This is a genomic window from Bradyrhizobium centrolobii (assembly GCF_001641635.1).
Lineage (GTDB): Bacteria > Pseudomonadota > Alphaproteobacteria > Rhizobiales > Xanthobacteraceae > Bradyrhizobium > Bradyrhizobium centrolobii.
Genome location: NZ_LUUB01000080.1, coordinates 186,772 through 207,390 on the forward strand (window position 1 = coordinate 186,772; position 20,619 = coordinate 207,390).

15 protein-coding genes and 1 pseudogene are annotated in these 20,619 nt (G+C 65.2%); 10 read left to right on the forward strand and 6 right to left on the reverse strand.

Features of this window, described 5'->3' with window-relative positions; translation table 11 throughout:
• The first annotated feature begins 92 nt into the window (after nt 1–92).
• Nucleotides 93–227, forward strand: coding sequence for a hypothetical protein (locus tag AYJ54_RS53555; RefSeq protein ID WP_283808718.1), 135 nt, complete (start codon nt 93–95; stop codon nt 225–227).
• 21 nt (nt 228–248) lie between these two features.
• Here the strand turns inward: AYJ54_RS53555 and AYJ54_RS29710 are convergent, their stop codons facing one another.
• The 4 genes and pseudogenes from AYJ54_RS29710 to AYJ54_RS29725 all read right to left on the reverse strand — a co-directional run bounded on the left by AYJ54_RS29710 (nt 249) and on the right by AYJ54_RS29725 (nt 4,168).
• Nucleotides 249–1,133, reverse strand: a complete 885-nt coding sequence (locus AYJ54_RS29710) for a protein-L-isoaspartate O-methyltransferase family protein (RefSeq protein ID WP_063704614.1) — start codon at nt 1,131–1,133, stop codon at nt 249–251.
• A 260-nt stretch (nt 1,134–1,393) separates the two neighbouring features.
• Nucleotides 1,394–1,624 (reverse strand): annotated as a pseudogene (locus AYJ54_RS29715) (GNAT family N-acetyltransferase); the annotation flags it as partial.
• Nucleotides 1,625–1,746: 122 nt separating this feature from the next.
• Entirely contained in the window at nt 1,747–3,099 is a 1,353-nt protein-coding gene (locus AYJ54_RS29720) for an O-antigen ligase family protein (RefSeq protein WP_063704617.1), read from the reverse strand.
• Between the two features lie 40 nt (nt 3,100–3,139).
• Nucleotides 3,140–4,168 (reverse strand): glycosyltransferase, encoded by a 1,029-nt coding sequence (locus tag AYJ54_RS29725; protein WP_063704878.1) that lies wholly within the window; start codon nt 4,166–4,168, stop codon nt 3,140–3,142.
• A 361-nt stretch (nt 4,169–4,529) separates the two neighbouring features.
• Here AYJ54_RS29725 and AYJ54_RS29730 point away from each other — a divergent pair, with 361 nt between their 5' ends.
• Nucleotides 4,530–5,516: a glycosyltransferase gene (locus AYJ54_RS29730; RefSeq protein ID WP_063704619.1), complete on the forward strand. Its 987-nt coding sequence runs from the start codon at nt 4,530–4,532 to the stop codon at nt 5,514–5,516.
• Nucleotides 5,517–5,534: 18 nt separating this feature from the next.
• On the opposite strand, the gene AYJ54_RS29735 is transcribed toward AYJ54_RS29730, so the two are convergent.
• Complete coding sequence (locus AYJ54_RS29735) at nt 5,535–6,563, reverse strand: glycosyltransferase family 2 protein (protein WP_063704620.1); 1,029 nt, start codon at nt 6,561–6,563, stop codon at nt 5,535–5,537.
• 437 nt (nt 6,564–7,000) lie between these two features.
• On the opposite strand from AYJ54_RS29735, the gene AYJ54_RS29740 reads away from it, so the two are divergent.
• The 5 genes from AYJ54_RS29740 (at nt 7,001) to AYJ54_RS29760 (ending at nt 12,850) form a co-directional block, all read left to right on the forward strand.
• Entirely contained in the window at nt 7,001–7,798 is a 798-nt protein-coding gene (locus AYJ54_RS29740) for a class I SAM-dependent methyltransferase (protein ID WP_063704634.1), read from the forward strand.
• A 320-nt stretch (nt 7,799–8,118) separates the two neighbouring features.
• Complete coding sequence (locus AYJ54_RS29745; protein ID WP_063704636.1) at nt 8,119–10,464, forward strand: exopolysaccharide transport family protein; 2,346 nt, start codon at nt 8,119–8,121, stop codon at nt 10,462–10,464.
• A complete protein-coding gene (locus AYJ54_RS29750; RefSeq protein ID WP_063704638.1) occupies nt 10,457–11,263 on the forward strand; it encodes a WecB/TagA/CpsF family glycosyltransferase in 807 nt (268 codons plus the stop codon). Before AYJ54_RS29745 ends, AYJ54_RS29750 begins: the two co-directional genes overlap by 8 nt.
• Before the next feature lie 20 nt (nt 11,264–11,283).
• Nucleotides 11,284–12,276, forward strand: a complete 993-nt coding sequence (gene galE / locus AYJ54_RS29755) for a UDP-glucose 4-epimerase GalE (protein WP_063704640.1) — start codon at nt 11,284–11,286, stop codon at nt 12,274–12,276.
• 232 nt (nt 12,277–12,508) lie between these two features.
• Nucleotides 12,509–12,850, forward strand: a complete 342-nt coding sequence (locus AYJ54_RS29760) for a hypothetical protein (RefSeq protein ID WP_063704642.1) — start codon at nt 12,509–12,511, stop codon at nt 12,848–12,850.
• On the opposite strand, the gene AYJ54_RS29765 is transcribed toward AYJ54_RS29760, so the two are convergent.
• The gene (locus AYJ54_RS29765; protein ID WP_063704644.1) at nt 12,824–16,939 is read right to left on the reverse strand and encodes a bifunctional diguanylate cyclase/phosphodiesterase; all 4,116 of its coding nucleotides are present in this window, start codon (nt 16,937–16,939) and stop codon (nt 12,824–12,826) included. The genes AYJ54_RS29760 and AYJ54_RS29765 overlap by 27 nt on opposite strands.
• Nucleotides 16,940–17,244: 305 nt before the next feature.
• Here AYJ54_RS29765 and AYJ54_RS29770 point away from each other — a divergent pair, with 305 nt between their 5' ends.
• The 3 genes from AYJ54_RS29770 to AYJ54_RS29780 are packed head-to-tail and all read left to right on the forward strand — an operon-like array spanning nt 17,245 to nt 20,487.
• Nucleotides 17,245–18,297 (forward strand): Ldh family oxidoreductase, encoded by a 1,053-nt coding sequence (locus tag AYJ54_RS29770; protein WP_063704646.1) that lies wholly within the window; start codon nt 17,245–17,247, stop codon nt 18,295–18,297.
• A gap of 22 nt (nt 18,298–18,319) precedes the next feature.
• On the forward strand, nt 18,320–19,687 hold the full coding sequence (locus tag AYJ54_RS29775) for an LLM class flavin-dependent oxidoreductase (protein ID WP_063704879.1): 1,368 nt from the start codon (nt 18,320–18,322) through the stop codon (nt 19,685–19,687).
• Nucleotides 19,688–19,701: 14 nt separating this feature from the next.
• Nucleotides 19,702–20,487: a fumarylacetoacetate hydrolase family protein gene (locus tag AYJ54_RS29780; RefSeq protein WP_063704648.1), complete on the forward strand. Its 786-nt coding sequence runs from the start codon at nt 19,702–19,704 to the stop codon at nt 20,485–20,487.
• The last annotated feature ends 132 nt before the right edge of the window (nt 20,488–20,619 follow it).

A 20,619-nucleotide genomic window follows, 5' to 3' on the forward strand; every position in this document is an offset into this window, starting at 1 on the left:
TTGGCTCACGATCAGCTGCATGGCTGATACGATGCGGGCGGCATTCTCCTTGCGAGGGTGCCGCCCCATTTATCGGGCCAGGAGCGAGGTGTATGGCTTTCGAAATTTTGCTGATGGCGCAGATGATCCGCAGGCCCGTCCAGGCGCTGGCGCGGCGGTGGTATTGCCGCAGCCTGTTCCGCGCCTCGCGCGGCCGACTACGCTGCGTCGGGTGCACGGGATCGTGAAGCGCTGGCGATCGCCGGCCATCAGGCCTGCGTGATGTCGGCGTGCGGCCGGATGTTGCCCGCAGGCAAGGCCGCAGGCGCAGTCGAAAGCCACCAGCCCTCACCTGCAAACCAGCACGTCGCGTCGGGCGTGCCCTCTCTCCGAAACGACTGCACGCGCTCCCACCCTTTCGCGAACGCGTCCATCAATCGCCGACCGGCCTCCTCATCCTGGAGTCCCGCGCAGCCAACGAACTGGGCCCGGCCCAGGAAACGAGCTGGCCAGATCGGCCCCTGCTCGGGGCGCGTGATCATCAACATGCCCCCGAGCACACCCTCGGGCGCCAATGGAAACGCCAGCCGGCCGCCGGGCCGCAGCGCATCGAGCCATTCCCCAGCCGGCTGCACCGCCCCCGCACAGACATAAATCACGTCCGCGGCCGGCAAGCCGGGCGCAATGCCTGATCGCTCGCGAAGCTCGACCGCGGCGATCTCCTTCAAATTCTCGCGCGCCAGAGCCGCCAGGGCCGGATCGATCTCGTATGCATAGACGCGGCCGCGCGGGCCCACGAGATGCGCGAGAATTGCGGTGTAGTACCCGCTGCCCGCGCCGATCTGGAGCACGGTCTCGCCTTCCCTCACGCCGCAGCCGCTGAGCCAATAGGCGTGCGCGCCGGGCATCCCGATGTTGATGCCGCGCGTCGTGTCCAGCGCCAGCAGCGTGTTTTGATAGATGAAGGCGGGATCATCGTCGGGCGTCACGACATAGGGGTGACCGCCGAGAGAGATCGACCACGGCCCGGGCCCGACGAACGGCTCGCGCCTGACCGTGCGAAAGGCCTGCTCGATACGGGGATCCTCGGTCCTGGCCGCGGCACAGATCAATTGCGCGTAGAACGCGCGAAGTTTATCCGAACGGTCGTCCATGGCACCTCCAGGGAACGGAGGCGACAATAGCACATCCCGTGCGACAATCTCACTGTCGGCGCAATCAGGAGCTTTGTGTCAGCGAGATGACTTGTTCATTGCGCGGGTCGCAAGTGCAGTGAAGCGCCGGCGCAGCTTGGCCACATCAATGCGGCCAGCAAGCTCGATGATTGGCCGCAGGGTCGCGCGTTGCTCGATGCCTTTTTCGTCGGCCCTGCGAAAGGATGAGCGAGAGCGACTGCGTCTGTGCGCCCGCCGCGTCAGCGGGCCGCAGCCTTGCCCATTGCCCGCGCCGCGTAGGCGGCAAGCCGGGGGTGGCGGCGCAGGCCCTGCGCGGCGTGGTCGCGCAGGACATAAGGCAGACCGCGCCACGACAGCGCGACGCTGACGTCGGTCAGTGGAAGCGGCACCGCGCCGAAGCGGCGCTTGTAGTCATGATTGCCGATGCTGAGGTCGAAGCGGCGCACGCCCTGCGCATGCAGTTCCGCCAACAGTTACAGAACGTTTCCAGATAGATGATGTCTTGTCGCCGTCGACAAGTTGCGTCGCTGCTTATCGTTACGCGGCTGCTTATCGTTACGCGAATGAAACGTGAGGCTGCGACAGACTGTCGTCAGCGGCTAGGTTCAGCGCTGTCCACGCATTGGAACCTGGCGAGAAAATGCAACCCGGCCACCGCGAGCACGAACATGAACCAGATCGGGTTCTGCCGCTCGAGCAGGAACGTCTCGGTCGTGCCGTAATACAGGCCGAACAGCCACACGGTCAGGAACAGCTTTGCCAGTGCGCCGCTATGATTGTGGGCCTGGGCCTTCTGGAAATTGCCGAGCGGCGCGAGCACGAAGATGAGGATGACGAGCGCGAGCCCCGGCAGGCCGATGGTGATGGCGAGATCGAGATAGCTGTTGTGGCTGTGCGCCGCGGTCACGGCCCATTCGGCGCCCTTGGCGGTTTCCCGCGATGCCACGTTGTCCCAGAACGCCGCGTAGCCATGGCCGATGATCGGTTTTTCCGCGACGGCCGCGAGCGCGAACTCCCAGATGTCGGTGCGGCCGGTGAAAGTCGAATCGATGGGAAGCAGCCGCGTGAGGCCCGCAAGCGCAGGGCTCGCGGCGCTGCCAACCGTCAGCAGGTTCATCAGGATCAGCGGCGCGAAGCAGATGATGCGCTTCAACCACAGGCTTCGCGTGACATAAACCAGCGACGCCAGCGCATAGATGGCGAGACACAGGACCGTGGACGTCTTGCCGCCGGTGAAGATCAGGAAGACGCCGGCAAGAAGGGCGATCGCGGGTCCCATGACGAACGAGCCGACGGCAGTCAGGTAGATGCCGACATAGACCAGCACGGTCATCACGGGCGATGCGACGTTCTTGTGTCCGAAACTTCCGCGCCAGTCGCCGGCGAGCTGCGGTTCGGCGAAATCGGCTGCCGCGTGGATCGACAATTGCGGCGCGAGCAGGATGCCGAGATAGCACAGTATGAGCAGCGCGAGGGCCGCGCCGCCAAGACACAGGTTGAAGCTCTTCTGCGTCGGAGGCAGCAGCGGCAGCAGGACGGCGAGAGAGGTCACGCTCGCCGCCAGCGCAAAGCGCTGCATCGAGACTTCCCGACTCTCGGAGAGCACGACGTTGATCAGCATCCAGCCGACGAAGCAGAGATGCGCGGGCTTCAGCAGCGTCTTGAGCGAGGGAGCATCTTCCGCGGCCGCAAGCAGCATCGCCACCGCGGCGAGGACACCGAAGCTCAGATAACTGATCGCCATGCGTCCCGCGCCGGCGGTCGCGGCATCCTCAATCCGCAGATCGGGAAACGGCTCCAGCGTCACCAGAACCAGCAGCAGCGCGGCGACTGCGACGAGGCAGCGCACCACCTGCACGACGTTCAGCCCCGCCAGCACGCCGCGCAGCGCGGGGCCCAACGACCGGGCCTCGACGTCAATCATGTCTGCGGCGCTGCGATCCATGCCTCAAGGCCGATGGGGGAAGCGTGGCGAAGCTCCAGCTCTAGCCTATCCCCGTTAACCATCCGTCAACCAGCAGGCCGGGGGCACGCGGCGCCTCCTGCTGCACGATGCTCCGCGCGATCTCGTAATACTGCAGCGCCCGCTGCTCCAGCGTGAGATTGTCCAGCACGTAGCCGCGCGGATCGAACGCCTCAGCGGTGCAGCCGCCCCAGAAATCCGGCCAGCGCTCGTCGAAGCCCGCGCGGTCGACGAATTTGAGGCCACAGCGCTCATCCCAATACGGGACCGACGACACCGGCTCGAACCTGACCCGGTGCGGGAAATAGTCGGGGTCTCGCCAAGGCCCGCCGGGATCCCAGGCGAACACCGGCACGCCGCAGGACAGGGCCTGCTGGTAGGCGATGCCCTGGCTCTCGTTCTGGCAGAGGAAGATCATCGAGCGCGAACGCGCCAGCGCCGCCTGAAAGTCTTCCTCCTTGTAGCTGCCATAACGCAGCTCCGTGAACGAGCGGCCCTCCTTGAGGAGACGCGCGCGGACCGGCTCGATCAGCTCCGTGACATGGCGCTCGCGGTCCCAATGGACCTTGTCGTAGAGCAGGACGTCGATGGTCTTGTCCTGCGCGTGCGACGGCGCCCAGAGATCGGTGTCGATGCCGACCGGCCAGGCTTCCGTGTCGGGCCAATACGACCGGTACATGTCGGCATACCATTCGCCGGGCACCACGACCTTCTTGACCGGCAGGCGCTTGAACAGATCGGGATCGTCGAGCGGGTGGTTGTAGGAGGCGACGCCGAGCAGGATCGGGTTCTTCCACGCGAACTTGTCGAGCAGGAACGGGCGGCCGATGATGCAGGCGAGCTCGTCGGGATGCTGCGCGATATAGCGATAGTCGTTGACGCGATAGCGGATGCCGAGCCGGTCGAGGCCCGCGCAGAGATTGAGAAACACGCGGAGCTGCCCGCTCATGCGCGGCTCCCCCAACAGCATTCGGCGCAGCATGCGCCGCAGATGCCGGTCGCCGGGAAACCAGCGGTCGTCCTTGTCTTCGTAGAACAGGTTGAGCGTCATCGCGTTCGGATCGTCGCAGGCGCCATTGCCTGGCGCCTTCGCGCGGCACGCCGCATCGCGCTCCGTGCGCGGCAAATTTCCACCGCCAAATTCCAACGTCTTTGCTCGCACAGGATCCATCAAGCGACGGTCGCTCCCTGCATGCTCGCATGGGACCGGCTGTCGCATCTATCTAAAACCTGCGGCAGACTTAACGCCACAGACTTAACGCTAATCTACGAAACCAGAGTCAAGCCGGCCTTCGCAGCAACGATTTGACGTCCTGATGCGGGTATCATCGGAAACGGCCAAAGTTGCGGACGCCGGCACGGCCGGCATCCGGCCTGGTTAAAAGAACATTAAAGACGCTCGGAGCCGTCGCTTGACTATCGCCGACGCCATTCTCGACTTGACGACTCCTATCCCGGCGTCGGACGGCGGCCGCGTGTCCCTGCCGGCGCCTTCGGCCGCGTCGGTCTCCGTCGTCATACCCGCCAAAAACGCCGCCGCCTATATCGGCGAAGCCATCGAGAGCGCGCTGATGCAGGATGGCGTCGCCAACGTCATCGTTGTCGACGACGGCTCGACCGACGACACCGCGGCGATTGTTCGCGCCATCCGCGACCAGCGCTTGCGTCTCGTCACCAACGCTGCCACGGGCGTATCGGCCGCGCGAAATTTCGGTGCACGAGTTGCAAGCGGAAGCTGGCTCCTCTTCCTCGATGCCGACGACCGCCTGAGGCGTGGCGCCGTGCCGGCGCTGCTGGCGGCGGCAAAGACCGCGCCGCACGCGGTTCTCGTCTACGGCGACTATAATCTGATCGACAGCGAAGGCCGGTCGATCGGTCGCCGCGACCTCCTGAAAGGACGCCGCAAGCCATCCGGGGACGTGCTCGCGCGGCTCGCGAGCGGCAACTTCATCGTCAATGGCGGCATCATGCTCGTCCGCGCCGAGGCTTTCCGGGCCATAGGCGGCTTCGACCTTTCGCTGCGCTATTGCGAGGACTGGCATTGCTGGTGCCGGCTCGCCGCGATCGGCGAATTCCACTTCGTCCCGAAACTTCTGCTCGATTATCGGCTCCACACGGCTAACACGATGAACGCGGCGATGCGCTCGCCCGGCGATTTCTTCCCCGCGGTCGCGCGCGTCTTCGAGGATGGATTGATCCTGGCCAGACTGCCCGCGGGGGCCGTGCCGCGATTGCGGCAGGCGGCAGAAATTCATCTCGTGACCTATTCGGCGACGCAGGCGATCCGCTTCGGCAGATATCCCGAGGCTCTCGGCTATCTCGGGATGGTCGGGCGGCGGTCGCTCAAATCCGTGCCCCGGTCCGCAGTCAAGCTCGCGCTGGCCTATATTGGAATCTAGGCCGCGGGCTCGGCGGCATCAGGATACGATCTTTGACGCCTCATAGGGCTGCGGCTCGACACCGAAGGCGGCGAGCGCGCCGCCGAGCGCGAGCATCACGGGATGCATCGCGATGACCGGCCTGGACCTCGTCAGCAGACGGGCGGCGCGAACCAGCGAGAGAGGCAGGCGCACGAGCATCGCGGCGAACACACGCGTGCGCGCGGCAGCGCTTCGCGCGGCCTTGTATTGCACACGATAATTCGTCGCCCCGATGCGCAGACCGCGTTGCGCGATCCAGCCGAGGCGTGTGCGGCTACGCGGCTCCGTCTCGGTGATGACGGCCTCCGCGGTCCAGTGGAACGTCATGCCGGCATCGCGGCACCGCGCGAAGAAGTCGGCGTCGCCGCCGCCGAGAAAATTGAAACGCAGATCGAAGGGGGGACCGCCGAGCCGCGCGAACACCGCGCGCGTGATCAGGCAGTTGCCGCAGCCATGGATCAGCGGCACCGCGCCGCTGTAATCATAGGCGGGACAGAACACGGGATGGCGCGCGAGCCAGGGCTTGCTGTCGTCGTCGAACGCCGGCAGCACCGGTCCGCCGACCACGTCGGCGCCGGTCGCCTCGCAGGTACGAACCATCAGTTCGAGCCAGTCGGGTGAAGCGATCTCGTCGTCGTCGATCATCAGGAAGCGGGTCGCGGCGGGAAACACCGCCAGCGCCGTCTCGAACGCGGCATTGATCGCCTGGCAATTGCCCTGGCGCTTCTCGACCAGGCAAAGGCCCTGGAGCCTTCCGTCGTCGAGAAATTCCGCGGCAACCGGCGCGCTCTCGCGCCGGGCGGCATCGTTCTCGACCATGATGACCGCGAAGGAGCGTGGCGTGCGCTGTTTGACGAGCGAGTCCAGCGTCAACCTCAGATGCTGCGGGCGACGGAAACAGGGGATGCAGACGACGATATCGACCGACAGATCGAGGACGCGCGAGCTGGCCGCAACTTCCCGGTTGGGATCGCGCACGGCGTCCGCGATACGGTTGGTGGGCAGTTCGGTCGAGATCAGCGTCATGGCCCTTGAATGTCCGAGATGTGTTGAGAAAGCCCTGCAACGATCGCAGAGCCGCGCGATGCGGCCACGTCCCGGGCCGGCACAGCCGCGCGATTTCGAGACATGGCCCCCGATCCGGTCGAGCTCATTCCGCGCGGAGCCGGCGGCCGGGCCGGTACGATTCGTTCCAGACGGCTGAACTCGCTCCCGATGCGATCAATCACTCATGGTCTTAACCGCTTTTTCGCGTTTTCCCTGCGAATTCACACGCGTGTGATATTGCAAATTTCGATCCAGCGCGCGGCGATCGTGCCGTGCGGAGCTCGCCGTAGTTAACGCCGATGCGCATTAACCGAACCGTAAGCACCAGCCCCTTTGACGCAGGCCCGGCATCAAGTTTGCTCTTCGGGCGCAGGCGGGATTGCCTGTAATTTCAGTCGAACACCGCGGCAAACAACATGAACAGGCCAGCCACGACCGATTTCACGACAGCCACCCACAGCGACGCGGCCGCCGGCGGGCACACGCAGGCGCTGGTGGATCTGGTCTCCGGCGAAGCCCGCGACAGCCTGCTTGCAATCCATGAGGTGTTGCGCCGCGAGCTGCCGGCCGGCGGCCTGGCGACCTACGAAGCCGGCGGCGGCTCTTGCAGCTTCCTGCCGCTCGACGTGCTCGAGCGCGGCCACGTCACGGTCGTCGACATCGACGAGGACCAGATCCGCAACAACACCTACGCGCAGGAGGCGATCCTCGGCGACGTACAGACCTATCGCTTCGCGCCGGAAAGCTTCGACCTCGTGATCTGCTACAACGTGATTGAGCACCTCTCCGACGTCGAAGCCGCACTCCTGAACTTCCGCGATGCGCTCAAGCGCGGCGGGATGATTCTTATCGGTGCGCCCAATCCGCGCTCGCTGTCCGGCGTCGTCACCAAATATTCGCCGCACTGGTTTCACGTCTGGTTCTACCGGCACGTCCGCGGCATCAGGAATGCGGGCGAACCGGGCGAGCCACCGTTCCCGACGTTCTTCCATCCGCTGGTGACGCTGTCGAAGCTCGAGGCGTTCGCGGCAGCGCACGGGCTCGAGACGGTCTACCGCCGCGAGGTCGAGAGCCCGCGCTATCCCGAAATGCGCCGGCGCAGGCCGCTGCTCGCAAGCCTGGTCGATGCCGGCGCCGTCGCGCTGAACGTCCTGCTTCCACGCGGCACCGACGTCCGTCGCGGCGACTATCACGTCATCCTGCGGAAGTGCTGAGGCCATGACCATGCCGCGGTCGATCGCCGGGCACGCCGGGCCTTCCCGCGGCGCTGCGCTGCCGGACGCCTGCCTGCCAGGCAGCACGCGTGGTAACGAACCGTTAGTTTCCGGGGGACCGGCGCAGCGCAAGCGTCGCAACGACACGCCAGGAAGCTGCGTACGCTTAAACGCTTTGTTTGCCATTTCGGTGAATAGTCCCTCAATGAGTATGGTTAATTTTCCCTGTTGCGTTGATTTGGCGCCTATATCCCTGGTGCGTGGCGTGACCCGAAGAGTAACCCCTCAGCCCGCGGCACTTGCAATGAAAGCTGGGGATCATGCTTGACTATAACCAGCCGATAGATCGGGCCAGGTCGGAGGCCCCGCAGCCGCGACAACAAGCCGGCTTCAACGTGCTGGAGCTCGCCAGCCTGCTCTGGCGGCGCAAGATCGCGATTGCGTCCGCCGCCCTTCTCGGCGCGACGCTTGCGGTCACGGTCGGCAAGACCCTGACGCCCCGCTACACCGCCACGGCGCAGCTCTACGTCGATCCGCGCGAGCTCCAGCTCGTCGATCGCGAGCTCACGCCGCGCGCGCAGGACGTCTCCGGCATGTCGATGGTGGTGGAGAGCCAGGCCCGGCTGATCACATCCAACAGCGTGCTGTTGCAGGTCATCGAGCAGGCCAATCTCGACAAGGATCCCGAATTCGGCGGCGGCGACGCCAAGAGCCTGATATCGTCCCTGCTTGGCCTCGTCGGTCTCCAGCCCCGTGCGCCCTCCGCCGCGGAAAAGAAAGAGGTGCAGCTTGCGGCACTCGACGCGCTGAACAAGCACATCACGATCCGCAAGACCGAGAAGAGCTTCATCGTCGACGTCGAGGTCTGGTCGACCGATCCCGCCAAGGCGGCGATGCTCGCCAACACGCTGACCAACACCTATCTCAAGGACTCACGCAACTCGCAGGCCTTGGCGGCGCGGCGCGCCACCAATGATCTGTCCGGCCGCCTGACGGAGCTGCGCGAGCGACTGCGCAACGCCGAGACCTCGCTTGCCACCTACAAGGCTCAGAACAATTTCGTCGGCACCCAGGACGCGCTGATCAGCGACCAGCAGCTCTCCGCCAGCAACCAGCGGCTTTCCGCGGCGCGCGCAGCGACGCTCGACGCCCAGGCACGCCTCGACCAGATCGAGGCGAGCAAGCGCACCGCGGCGGATGCGGGCGCGATTCCCGAAGCGCTGCAATCGCCGACCATCGCCAATCTGCGCGCGCAATATGCCGACGCCCGCAAGAAATACGCCGAGCAGGCCGGCGAGCTCGGGCCACGGCACCCCGCGCTGCGCCAGACCGAGAAGCAGGTGGAGGACCTCAAGCGCACCATCAACGAGGAGATCGACCGCTTCGCCCAGTCGGCCAGGAACGACCTGACGCGCGCCCGTGATTACGAGGCCTCGCTCAACCGCGCGCTGGAGGCGCAGAAGCGGCAGAGCGTGCAGCTCAGCCAGGCCGCCGTGCGCCTGCGCGAGCTCGAGCGCGAGGCCGATGCGAGCCGCGACGTCTACCAGTCCTTCCTCAAGCGCTCGCGCGAGACCGAGGAGCAGGAGAGCTTGAACACGTCGGCGGCCCGCGTCATCGGCGAGGCCACGATGCCGCAGCGGCGCTCGTTCCCGCCGGCGATGAGCCTGTTCGCCATGATCGGCTTCATCTTCGGCGGACTCCTCGCCGCCGGCTGGTTTGTCGCCGCCGAGCACCTGTTCTCCGGCGCGACCGCGCCGGAGCCGCGTCGTCGCGAACGCGCGCCTGAGCCGGAGGGCGCCAAAGTGCCTTCGACGAAGGCACCGGTTGTGTCTGAGACGATGCTGTCCCATCCGATCGAAACCGCACCCCAGGCGCCGCCGCCCCCTCCTGTCGAAGAGCCCCTGATCGTGGTCGAAAAGCCCCTGATCGCGCGTCTCCAGGAGGCCGACGTCATCCGCACGCTCGGCGCCATCCTCGCGGTCGGAGGCGGCACCGATCTCACCAGGCTGGGTTGGCCGACGCTGCGTCCGGGATTTCCGCTGACGACGCTTCTGAATGCGTTGCGCGACATGCGCGCCGCCGTGGCACGCCGCGCGGGCGGCAAGGCGATGCCGATCATCGCGATGGTCGGTGTAGGCGGGACGACCGAGCGCAGCGTGACCGCGCTGAATTTCGCGCTCGCGGCCGAGCGCGATGGCAGCCGCGTGCTGATGATCGACGCCGACCATGAGGCGCAGAATCTTTCGAATAGGATCAATCGACCCGGCAAGAGCGAGCCGAGCAAGCTCGGCTGGCTCTCGATCGGCAACAAGGGCGCGCGCGAGATCAAGACGGTCAACGGCATCTCGGTGCTGCCGGTCGCCGAGGGCGATGCCGGCAAGGCGGCCGAGGCCATCCGCAAGGCGGTCGCGCAGGCACGCTCCACCGGCGGCTATGATCTCGTCATCCTCGACGGCCCCGCGATCCCGCACTCGGCCGCCGGCCGCAAGCTGCTCGACGGTATCGATGCGGTGGTGGCGGTGCTGCCGACCAGCCTCGACATCAACGACAGCATGGAAGAGATCCTCACCGCGCTCGGCGACGCCGAACGCAAGCTCGTGGGCGTCGTACTCAACGAGCTCACCCCTGAAACTCAAACGCGCCAGCGAGGCAGGCAATATGCTTGAGCGTCGCGTCAATCTGGACGGGCGGGAAGCGACCGCCGACGTACCACGGATCACCGTTGGCGGCCTTCGCATGGCCGCGCTCGATCTCGAAGCAACCGCCGATTTCATGATCGAGGCGACCGATCCGCGCCATCGCATCGGACGCCCGCTGTTCCTGACCTCGGCCAATGGCGAGGTGCTGGCGCGCTGCTCGACCGAGCCGCAAACCGAGCGCCTGTTCCGCGCCGCTGATCTCATCAACGCCGACGGCCAGCCGCTGGTCGCGGCCTCGAAGCTGCAATCCTGGTTCCCGCTGCCTGAGCGCGTTGCGACCACGGACCTCTTCCATATCGTCGCGCGCAAGGCCGAGGCGGCAGGCCGCACCTTCTACATGTTTGGCGCCAGCGAGGACGAGAACGCCGCCGCGGTCGAGAATGTCCAAAAACTGTATCCGAACCTCAAGATCGTCGGACGCAGCCACGGCTATCTGCGGAGCGATGCGCTACGCGCCAAGGTCGAGGAGATCAATGCCCTCGCGCCCGACTATCTGTTTGTCGCACTCGGCGTACCCAACGAGCAGGCGTTCGTGGAGGAATTCACGCCGCTGATGACCAATGTTGGCGTTATCAAGACGTCGGGCGGCCTGTTCAACTTTTTGTCAGGCAGCCGGTCACGCGCGCCGAAATGGATGCAGAAGATCGGGCTCGAATGGGCCTGGCGAACCTTCCTCGAGCCACGCCGCCTGCTTTGGCGCTATTTGACCACCAACCCCCGCGCGCTCTATCTTCTCTTCAGCCGCAACCGGCCATTCAATCGATAGAGACGTAGAGCAGAGACGACATGACCGACCGACCGACTGTCCTCGTAACGGGAGGCGCGGGCTATATCGGCTCGCATGCGTGCCGGGCACTGGCCGACGCCGGATACCAGCCGGTGGTTTATGACAATCTTTCGACAGGTCATCGCAACTTCGTTGCCGGCCCGCTGGTGACCGGCGATCTGCTCGATGGAGCAGCGCTGGCACGCGCCTTTGCCGATCACAAAATCACCGCGGTGATGCATTTTGCGGCGGCGAGCCTCGTCGGCGAGTCCATGACCGACCCGCAGAAATACTACATCAACAACGTGCAGGGCACGCTGTCGCTGTTGCAGGCGATGCGCAACGCGGGCTGCCAGCACATCGTGTTCTCCTCGACCGGCGCGGTCTATGGCAACGCCGATTCCAAGGAGCTGCCGGAGAGTTTCCCGTGCAACCCGATCAATCCCTACGGCGCGTCGAAGTTGATGATCGAGCGCATGCTCGCCGATTATCGCTCGGCCTACGGCTTCGGCGCGTTCTGCCTGCGCTATTTCAACGCCAGCGGCGCCGACCCCGCCGGCGGCATCGGCGAGCTGCGTGACAACGAGACGCATCTCATTCCGCGCGCCATGATGGCGTTGCAGGGCCGTGTCGACTTCGCCGTGTTTGGCGACGACTACGACACGCCGGACGGCACCGCGATCCGTGATTACATCCACGTCACCGACCTCGCAGCAGCGCATGTCGCTGCGCTAAAACTCCTGGAAGAGGGACATGCCGGCGGCAGCTTCAATCTCGGCACCGGTTCCGGCTTTTCGGTGCGCGAGATCCTGACTGCCATCAGGCAGGAGACCGGTCGCGAGGTGCCTCACACCGTCAAGCCGCGCCGCGCCGGCGATCCGACCTATCTGGTCGCTGATCCCTCCGCCGCGCGCAAAGTGCTGAACTTCGTGCCGCGCCACTCCGACCTGCCGACCGTGATCCGAACCGCCTGGGCCTGGCACCAGAAGGCGCATCCGCCAAGGTCGCGTTAGGCGACGCTGGCGTCCGCATCTTGCCTGCCGGGCGCATGAACGGCTAAAATCGGGGATCCCTGTCGGCGTCGGCACCTGTCCCGGCGTCCGGAATTTTTGCATCGCTGGCGATGATGCCGGCCTGCGGGGCTCAGCCAATTGCGCGAGCCAATTTTTCAAAGTGTCAAGGCCACGAACCTGATTCCCGCGCATCGGCCTGTTTTCAGGCGCGGACTTTAGGAGCATGGAGCGAATGCATCAGGCTGCCCGCCTGGAGTTCGAGCGCGTGATGGACGAGTTTGCCCGCTGGCACGCCGTGTCCGAGGACGAGCGCTCGCCGGCGCCTGCCTGGTGGTGGGGCCCTGCGATGGCGGTGTTCGACGACCATGAGCCGATGCGCAGCGCATGGTGCTGCCAACTCGGCCTCGGCGAAGGGGCGAGCTTCGCCGACGGCGCGCGCCGGTTGCTCGCGCTGTTCGCCGAGCAGACGTCGCTGCCGACGGCGAATGACTTTCCCAGCAAGGCGCAGAGCGCGGATCGCGACGCCCGCGATCTGCATCCGCAGCCGTCAGACGACAGCGCGTTTCAGCCGTGACTCCGCGCTCTTGTCGGCGGCCGCGTCGAGCTCCGGCAGAAGCGGCGGCGCGACGGGCAGCACCGTCGGCCGCAGCAGCTCGGCCATCTGCCGTGCCGGCAGCGGCTTGGAGATCAAGAAGCCCTGCATCTCGTCGCAGCCATGGGTACGCAGGAACGTCTCCTGCTCGGCATTCTCGACTCCTTCAGCGACCACGGTCATGCCAAGCGCCTTGCCCATGCTGATGATCGCCTGCGCGATCGCCTGATCCTCCGAATCCTGCGGCAGATCCCGCACGAAGGAGCGATCGATCTTGATGGTGTCGATCGGGAAATGCTTCATCAACGACATCGACGAGTAGCCGGTGCCGAAATCGTCGATGGCCAGACGAATGCCGCGGCTCTGGATGGCGTCGAGCACCTTCAGCGCGCGCCCGACATTGCGCATCATCATGCTCTCGGTGACCTCGAGCTGGAGCAGCACCGGCGACATGCCGCTGGCCGCCAGCGCCTCGTCGACGTCCTGTAACAGGTGCTCGTCGGCGAACTGGCGCGGCGACAGGTTGACCGCCATCGACAGCGGCAAGAGGCCACGGCGCTGCCAGACCATCGCCTGCGCACACGCCTCCTTCAGCACCCAGCGGCCGATCGGCACGATCAATCCGGTCTCCTCGGCGAGCGGGATGAACTGCGCCGGCGAGACATTGCCGAGATCGGGGTGCGTCCAGCGCAGCAGTGCCTCGACGCCGGTGATCTGGCCGGTCTCCATGTCCACCTTGGGCTGGTAGTTCAGCGCGAACTGCTCGCGCTCCAGCGCGCGACGCAGTGCGCTCTCGAGCGACAGGCGCTCGATCGACTGTGTCTTCACTTCCTTGGAGAAGAAGCGGTAGCCGTTCTTGCCGTCTTCCTTGGCGAGATACATCGCCATGTCGGCGTTCTTGGTCAGCGTCTGCGCATCGGCGCCGTTCGCCGGATACATCGCGATGCCGATCGAGGCGGTGGTGTGGCACTCGTGGCCGGCGAGCTCCATCGGCTGGCCGAGTGCCGTCAGCAATTCGGTCGCGATGCGCTGGACGTCGTCGATCTCGCCGCACTGGTCGAGGATGACGACGAATTCGTCGCCACCGAGCCGCGCCACAACGTCGCTCGCGCGCAGCGACTTGCGTAAGCGGTCGGCGACTTCGAGCAGAAGCAGGTCGCCGGCTTCGTGGCCGAGCGAATCGTTGATGACCTTGAACCGGTCGAGATCGATGAACAGCAGCGCGAAGCGGTGATCATGACGCTGTGCGGTGTCGATCGCCTCGCGTAACAGGCCGTTGAAGGTCTCGCGGTTCGGCAGGTTGGTCAGGCTGTCATGCGAAGCGAGATATTCGATCCGCTCGTCGGCCTTGTTCTTCTCGTCAGCGCGGTCGAAATTCTCCATCGCGAAGGAGACGTTGTCGGCCAGTCGCTGCAGCAGTTCGACGAACTCGCTGGTGAAAGTGTTCATTTCGGTCGACATGTAGATCATGACGCCGACAGGCTGATCGTGTGCGATAAGCGGGAACGCCGCGCCCGACCGCGCGCCGTCGCCGCGAACGATGGCGTGGAAGGCGCTGACGCGCTGGTCGTTGAGATAATCGTTGCTGATGCAGGGCCGCCGCGTGCGGAACGCCGTGCCGCTCATGCCACGGCCCTCGGGGCGTTCGGGGTCGACCGAGAGGCGGACGTTGCGCGTGGTGTCGGCCGACGGCCCGGCGCTGGCCACGATTTCGAGCTGGTCGCTGTCGGCCATGGCCAGCGCAATGGTCGTCGAGGTGAACTTGGCGCCGTTCGAAGCGGCAAGGCAGACGAGACCGAACAGCTCGGCGCGGGACTTGGCCCGCATGATCGCCTCATTGGTCGCGCTCAGCGCCGCGAACATGCGCGTCAGGCGTTCCTTCTGCGCCTCGGTGCGGGCCTTCTCCTCGGCGCGGTCGAAATTGTCGAGGGCGAAGGAGACGTTTTCGGCCAGGCGTCCGAGCAGTTCGACCAGATCGGGCGTGAACGTATTCTCTTCCGGTGCGAGGAAAAGCAGAATGCCGATCGGCTCCTGGCCAGCCCGCAGCAGCGGAAAGCTGGCAGCCGCCCGGGTGCCATCCTCGGTCGCCTTGGAGTGCCAGTGCGCCGATCGGGGGTCGTTCAGATAGTCGTTGATGACACTGGGCCTGCAGGTGCGCAGCGAGGTCCCGATGATTCCCTGGCCCTCGGGATGATCGGCGGAAACAACACAGGTGCGCCCGACCATTCGCTCCTGGAGGCGCCCTTTCACGGCGACGACGCGAACGAGTTCACGATTCTCGTCCATGATGCCGATCGTCGCCGAGGCGAACACGTCGCCCAGCACGGCCGCCTGGCACGCCACCTCGAACAGTTCCTCGCGCGTCTTGGCACGCATGATGGCTTCGTTGGTGGCACTCAGCGCCTTGAACATGCCGCTCAGGCGGCTGCGCTGCTTGTCGGCCCGCGCCTTATCCTCCGTCCGATCGAAGTTTTCCAGCGCGAAGGCGACGTTGGCCTGGAGCCTGCGCAACAGCTCGACGAATTCGGGCGTGAACGTGCCGCGCTCCGGCGAATTGAACAAGAACACGCCCTCGACCCGGTCGCCGTTGAATAGCGGCAGGGCCGCGGAGGACGCGATGCCGTTACGGCGGGCACTGGCGTGCCAGGGCTTGATGCGGTCGTCGGCCATCACATCGTTGCTGACCGAGGGCTGGCGCGTGCGGAACGCGGTGCCCGTCAAGCCCCGTCCCTCGGGCACCTGATCGGAGGTGGAGAACTTGAAGGTGCGCACCAGATCGGCATTCGGCCCGTAGCAGGCGACGACGCGAAGCAGTTCGGTGCGATGGTCGACGAGCGCGATGGTGGCCGAGGTGAACTTGGCGCCCTGCACCGTCGCCTCGCAGACCAGATCGAACAGCTCGGCGCGCGACCGTGCGCGCAGGATCGCCTCGTTGGTGGCGCTAAGCGCGGCATACATGCGCGCGAGGCGGTCCTCTTCCGCGGCAATTCTGGCCTTCTCGGTCTCGCGGTCAAAATTCTCGATCGCAAAGGAGACGTTTTCCGCCATGCGCAGCAGAAGCCCGACGATCTCCTCGTCCTTGGCCCAGGACCTGCTGATGAAGAACAGGATGACGCCGACGCTCTCGCCATGCTTGATCAGCGGAGCCGCGACGCAGGCAACGACGCCCGTATTGATGTTAGCCTGCTCCCACGGCGTTCCCTTGGTTCGGCTCGCGAGGTCGTCTTCGACGTATGGCTTCTGCGTACGGAAGACGTGCCCGGAGATGCCGCGGCCGTAGGGATTGTCGGCATCGACGGAGTAGCTTGTCTGGCCAACGATATCCAAATTCTGACCGGTGCCGGCGACCGGCCTCAACCAATGAGAAGCCTGCTCTTTGAGCAGAACGAAAGTCGCCAACGACTTGCCGCCATGGACGGAGGCGTCACACACGAGCTGATACAGCTCCTGTTCGGTCTTGGCGCGCAGAATGGCCTCGTTGGTCGCACTGAGCGCGCCGAACATGCGATTGAGCCGCCGCGTCGACCGCTCACCATTCTGCCGCGCGGTTTCGCGCGCGAAATTGTCCAGCACATAGGAAATATTGGCCGACATGCGCTCGAACAGCGAGACCATCTGCTCGTTCAGCGAGCCGGCCTCGCTGCGGGTGACGAACAGCACGCCGACGCTCTTGCCGTTGCAGAGCAGCGGCAACGCTGCCGCCGCGCCGACGCCGGCCTTGATCGCGCTCTCGCGCCACGCCAGCGAGCGTGGATCGTTTAGAAAATCATTGCTGATGCAGAGCTTCTGACTGCGGAACGCCTCGCCGCCGACGCCGGAGCCCTCCGGCGAGCCGGCTTCCGTCGTGATCTCGATCGACCTCAGCCGCGCAACGTCCTCACCGCAGCCGGCCGCATAACGGAGCCGCAGGCCGTCCGGCTCGACCAGGAACACCGAGACAGCCAAAAAGTCGCCGCTCGAAAACCCGGCGTCGCAGACCTTCTGGTACAGTTCGTCCGGCGATTTCGCATACAGGATGGCTTCGTTGATGGCACTCAACGCTGCAAATGTGCGCGCGAGGGTCGTCTGCAAGGTCTCAACTCCCGGGCATTCCTGCCGTTTTTCCCGGGACTTTATCGCCGCCGATCAACTAAGTGGTCGTTATTGCGCGCCCCAAACCATGGATCAAAGTGAACGAGCTGCGAACGACCGGCGCCAAACTGTCTGGAATACCGCCGTACGGGATGTCTGCGGGCGCAGCCCCACGACGAAAGGCGCATTCTCTTTGCGAATTTGCAGCCCTGTATTGGTTTACGGGAGATTGATATCGCACCTGCGCTTTGAGACGATGGCGGCAACAACCGAGTCCCAGCAAGGGCGATGACCGAGGGAACGCCATGCCAATCGTCAGGGCCGAACGCCTCACGCGCATCAGCGCCGCGCTGCTCCGGGCCGCCGGGGCATCCACTGAGGAAGCCGACGCGGTCGCCGTCGGCTGCGTCAACGCCAACCTCGCCGGGCATGATTCCCACGGCGTGATAGCGGTTCCCACCTATATCGATCGCGTCAAGGCCGGGCATATCGTCCCCGGCGCGCCATGGACCATCGTCCAGGAATCGCCGACCACGACCGTGATCGACGGGAATTGGGGTTTTGGCTTCCACGTCAACGCCAAGGCGATGGCGCTGACGATCGAGAAGGCGAAGACGGCGAATGTCGCCGCCTGCACCGTGTTCCGGCAGAGCCATGTCGGCCGTCTCGCCGCCTATCCGATGATGGCGATGCGCGAAGGCATGATCGGGATTGCGACGGCGGACTCCGGCCGCTCGCCCAAGCATGTGGCGCCGTTCGGCGGCCGGGAGGCGCGGCTCGGTACCAACCCGATCTCGATCGCGGTGCCGTCCGATCTCTACGCGCCCTTCTATCTGGACATGGCGACCTCGGCGGTGGCCGCCGGCAAGATCCAGCTTGCGGTGGCACGCGGCGAAGAGATTCCAACGGGATGGATCATCGATGCCGAGGGACGGCACACCACCGACCCCACGCAGTACCGCAAGGGCGGCGCGCTGCTACCGCTCGGCGGCACCGAGGGCTACAAGGGTAGCGGCCTTGCCGCCATGGTCGAAGTGCTCTGCGGCCTGCTCACAGGTCTCGGCTTCGGCGTCGAGCCGACCGGCCGGCACAATGACGGCTGCTTCATGGCGGTGTTCAACGTCGCGGCCTTCCGGCCGTTGCAAGACTTCAAGCGCGAGGTCGCCGAGTTCGCGCGCTACCTGAAATCGACTCCGCCCTCCGAAGGAAGCAAGGGCGTGTTCTATCCCGGCGAGATCGAGCACATGCGCGAGCAACAGCGGCTGCGCGACGGCATCGAGATCGAGGATGCGACCTGGGAGAAGCTGCGCGCGCTCGCGCGTGACTACAAGCTCGATAATGAGCTCGATCTGGCCTGACGGAATCTTGGAGAGCAGCAGCATGACGCGGCAGATGGCACTGGTCGGCTTCCTCCAGGCGCAAAATTGCACCAATTTGCCGAGCTCCTGGCGGCATCCGGAGTCGCGCGAGGATTCGATGTCGGCGGACTACTATCAGGAGATCGCCAGAATTCTCGAGGCCGGCAAATTCCACATGGCGTTCTTCGACGACCGCCTGGCGATGCCGGACCGCTACGGCAACGACCACGCCCACACCGTCGAATACGGCATCCGCTGCGTGAAGATGGATCCGCTGATCGTGCTGACGACGATGGGCATGGTCACCGAGAAGCTCGGCCTTGGGGCGACCTGCTCGACCACCTATTACGAACCCTTCGATGTCGCCCGCCGCTTCGCGACGCTCGACCTGATGTCGGGCGGACGTGCGGGCTGGAACGTCGTTACCTCGCTGAACGACGGCGAGGCGCTCAACATGGGAAAGGACTCCCATCCCGAGCACGACTCCCGCTACGACCGCGCCGACGAGTTCATGGAGGTCGTGCTCGGTCATTGGGATACCTGGGAAGACGGCGCTCTCATCATGGACAAGACGAGCGGCCGCTTTGCCGATCCGGCCAAGGTGAAGCGGCTCGACCACAAGGGCGAGTTCTTCAAGTCACGCGGGCCGTTCACAGTGCCGCGCTCGGACCAGGGCCATCCCGTCATCATACAGGCCGGCGCCTCCGGCCGCGGCCAGCGCTTTGCCGGACGCTGGGGCGAGGTGATCTTCACCGCCGCGCGCAACCTCACGGCCGCCAAGGAAAGCTACGCGGCAGTGCGCAACGAAGCCGCCAAGGCCGGCCGCGATCCCGACCAGATGTTCCTCTGCAACCTGACGACGCCGGTCTGCGCCGCGACCAATGCGGAGGCCGAGGACAGGATGGCGCTGATCAACAAGCTGCCGCTCCAGATCGACGCCCTGTCGCTGCTCGCGGAAGCGCTTAACTACGACTTCGCGTCCAAGGGACTGGACGAGCCGCTCACGACCGAAGAACTGAAGAGCATGCAGGGCATTCTGGGCATTCGCGACGGCGTGCTGAAGACGTCGGGGAAGAGCAATCCGAGCGCGCGCGACTTCGTCACCTTCTCCGGCCGCGGCCAGGTGCAGGACGCGATGGTCGGCGGCCCCAAGGAGATTGCCGACAAGTTCGAAGAAATGTTCGTCGAGCGCGGCTGTGATGGCTTCGTCATCGCCGCGACCTACGTGCCCGGCTCCTACGCCGATTTCGTGCGCCACGTCGTGCCGGAGCTGCAGCGCCGTGGCTTGTTCCAGAAGGACTATCGCGGCAAGACGCTGCGCGAGAATCTGGGCCTGAAGCGGCCTGCCGTGGGCGCCTGGAAGGCGCAGCCGCGTGATGCGGCGGAATAGAGCGAGGATCGGACATGCGTTGGTTGAAATTCACCGCCTCAGGCAAAACCTCCTGGGGGATCATCGAAGGCGACCAGGTGATCGCGGTCGACGGTGAGCCCTTTGGCGAATGGCAGCGCACCTCACGCACGCATCCGCTGTCACAGGTGAAGATCGAGCTGCCGCTGGTGCCGCGCACCTTCTATTGCGTCGGCTTGAACTATCTGAAGCACCTGAAAGAGGCCGCCGACAAGCGCGGCGAGGTGCCGGCCGTGCCCGACCGGCCCGAGATCGGCTATCGTGCCCAGAACGCACTGATCGCGCATGATGAGGACGTCGTGATCCCCTCTTTCGCGACCGAGAAAATTCACTACGAAGGCGAACTCGTCGTCGTCATCGGCAAGAAGGTGAAGCATCTGACTGAACAGAGCGCGATGGATTGCGTGTTCGGCTATACCATCGGCAACGACGTCAGCGAGCGCACCTGGCAGAAGGCCGATCGCAGCCTGTGGCGGTCGAAGAACGCCGACACGTTCAAGCCGATGGGACCGTGGATCGAGACGGAGGCTGATCTCGGCAGCATGGAAACCGTCGTCAGGGTCAATGGCAAGGAGACCAACCGCTTCCGCACCAACGACATGATCTTCGGCGTGGTGCCGTTCCTGGTCGAACTGACGAAGTATTTTACGCTTTGGCCGGGCGACGTGATCTGGATGGGCACGGATGGAGCCTCGCCGGACATCAAGCATGGCGACGTCGTGGAGATCGACATCGCCGGCATCGGCAGCTTGCGCAATCGGTTCGTGCGCGAGGGGCAGTAGCCACTCGTCTACGACTGCTGGGGCGGGACGAAATTAGGTCTCGTTGCGTCCGCAAGGGCGGTGCGCTCCCTCTCCCGCTTGCGGGGGAGCGGTGGGGTGGGGGGCTTCCGCAATCGAGGCTCCGGATGTGGT

What these genes read in the sequence shown, in the direction of transcription:
- AYJ54_RS53555 (WP_283808718.1), top strand. Translation starts at nt 93, where the DNA reads ATGGCTTTCGAAATTTTGCTGATGGCGCAGATGATCCGCAGGCCCGTC.
- AYJ54_RS29710 (WP_063704614.1), bottom strand. Translation starts at nt 1,133, where the DNA reads ATGGACGACCGTTCGGATAAACTTCGCGCGTTCTACGCGCAATTGATC.
- AYJ54_RS29720 (WP_063704617.1), bottom strand. Translation starts at nt 3,099, where the DNA reads ATGGATCGCAGCGCCGCAGACATGATTGACGTCGAGGCCCGGTCGTTG.
- AYJ54_RS29725 (WP_063704878.1), bottom strand. Translation starts at nt 4,168, where the DNA reads ATGACGCTCAACCTGTTCTACGAAGACAAGGACGACCGCTGGTTTCCC.
- AYJ54_RS29735 (WP_063704620.1), bottom strand. Translation starts at nt 6,563, where the DNA reads ATGACGCTGATCTCGACCGAACTGCCCACCAACCGTATCGCGGACGCC.
- AYJ54_RS29740 (WP_063704634.1), top strand. Translation starts at nt 7,001, where the DNA reads ATGAACAGGCCAGCCACGACCGATTTCACGACAGCCACCCACAGCGAC.
- AYJ54_RS29745 (WP_063704636.1), top strand. Translation starts at nt 8,119, where the DNA reads ATGCTTGACTATAACCAGCCGATAGATCGGGCCAGGTCGGAGGCCCCG.
- AYJ54_RS29750 (WP_063704638.1), top strand. Translation starts at nt 10,457, where the DNA reads ATGCTTGAGCGTCGCGTCAATCTGGACGGGCGGGAAGCGACCGCCGAC.
- galE (WP_063704640.1), top strand. Translation starts at nt 11,284, where the DNA reads ATGACCGACCGACCGACTGTCCTCGTAACGGGAGGCGCGGGCTATATC.
- AYJ54_RS29760 (WP_063704642.1), top strand. Translation starts at nt 12,509, where the DNA reads ATGCATCAGGCTGCCCGCCTGGAGTTCGAGCGCGTGATGGACGAGTTT.
- AYJ54_RS29770 (WP_063704646.1), top strand. Translation starts at nt 17,245, where the DNA reads ATGCCAATCGTCAGGGCCGAACGCCTCACGCGCATCAGCGCCGCGCTG.
- AYJ54_RS29775 (WP_063704879.1), top strand. Translation starts at nt 18,320, where the DNA reads ATGACGCGGCAGATGGCACTGGTCGGCTTCCTCCAGGCGCAAAATTGC.
- AYJ54_RS29780 (WP_063704648.1), top strand. Translation starts at nt 19,702, where the DNA reads ATGCGTTGGTTGAAATTCACCGCCTCAGGCAAAACCTCCTGGGGGATC.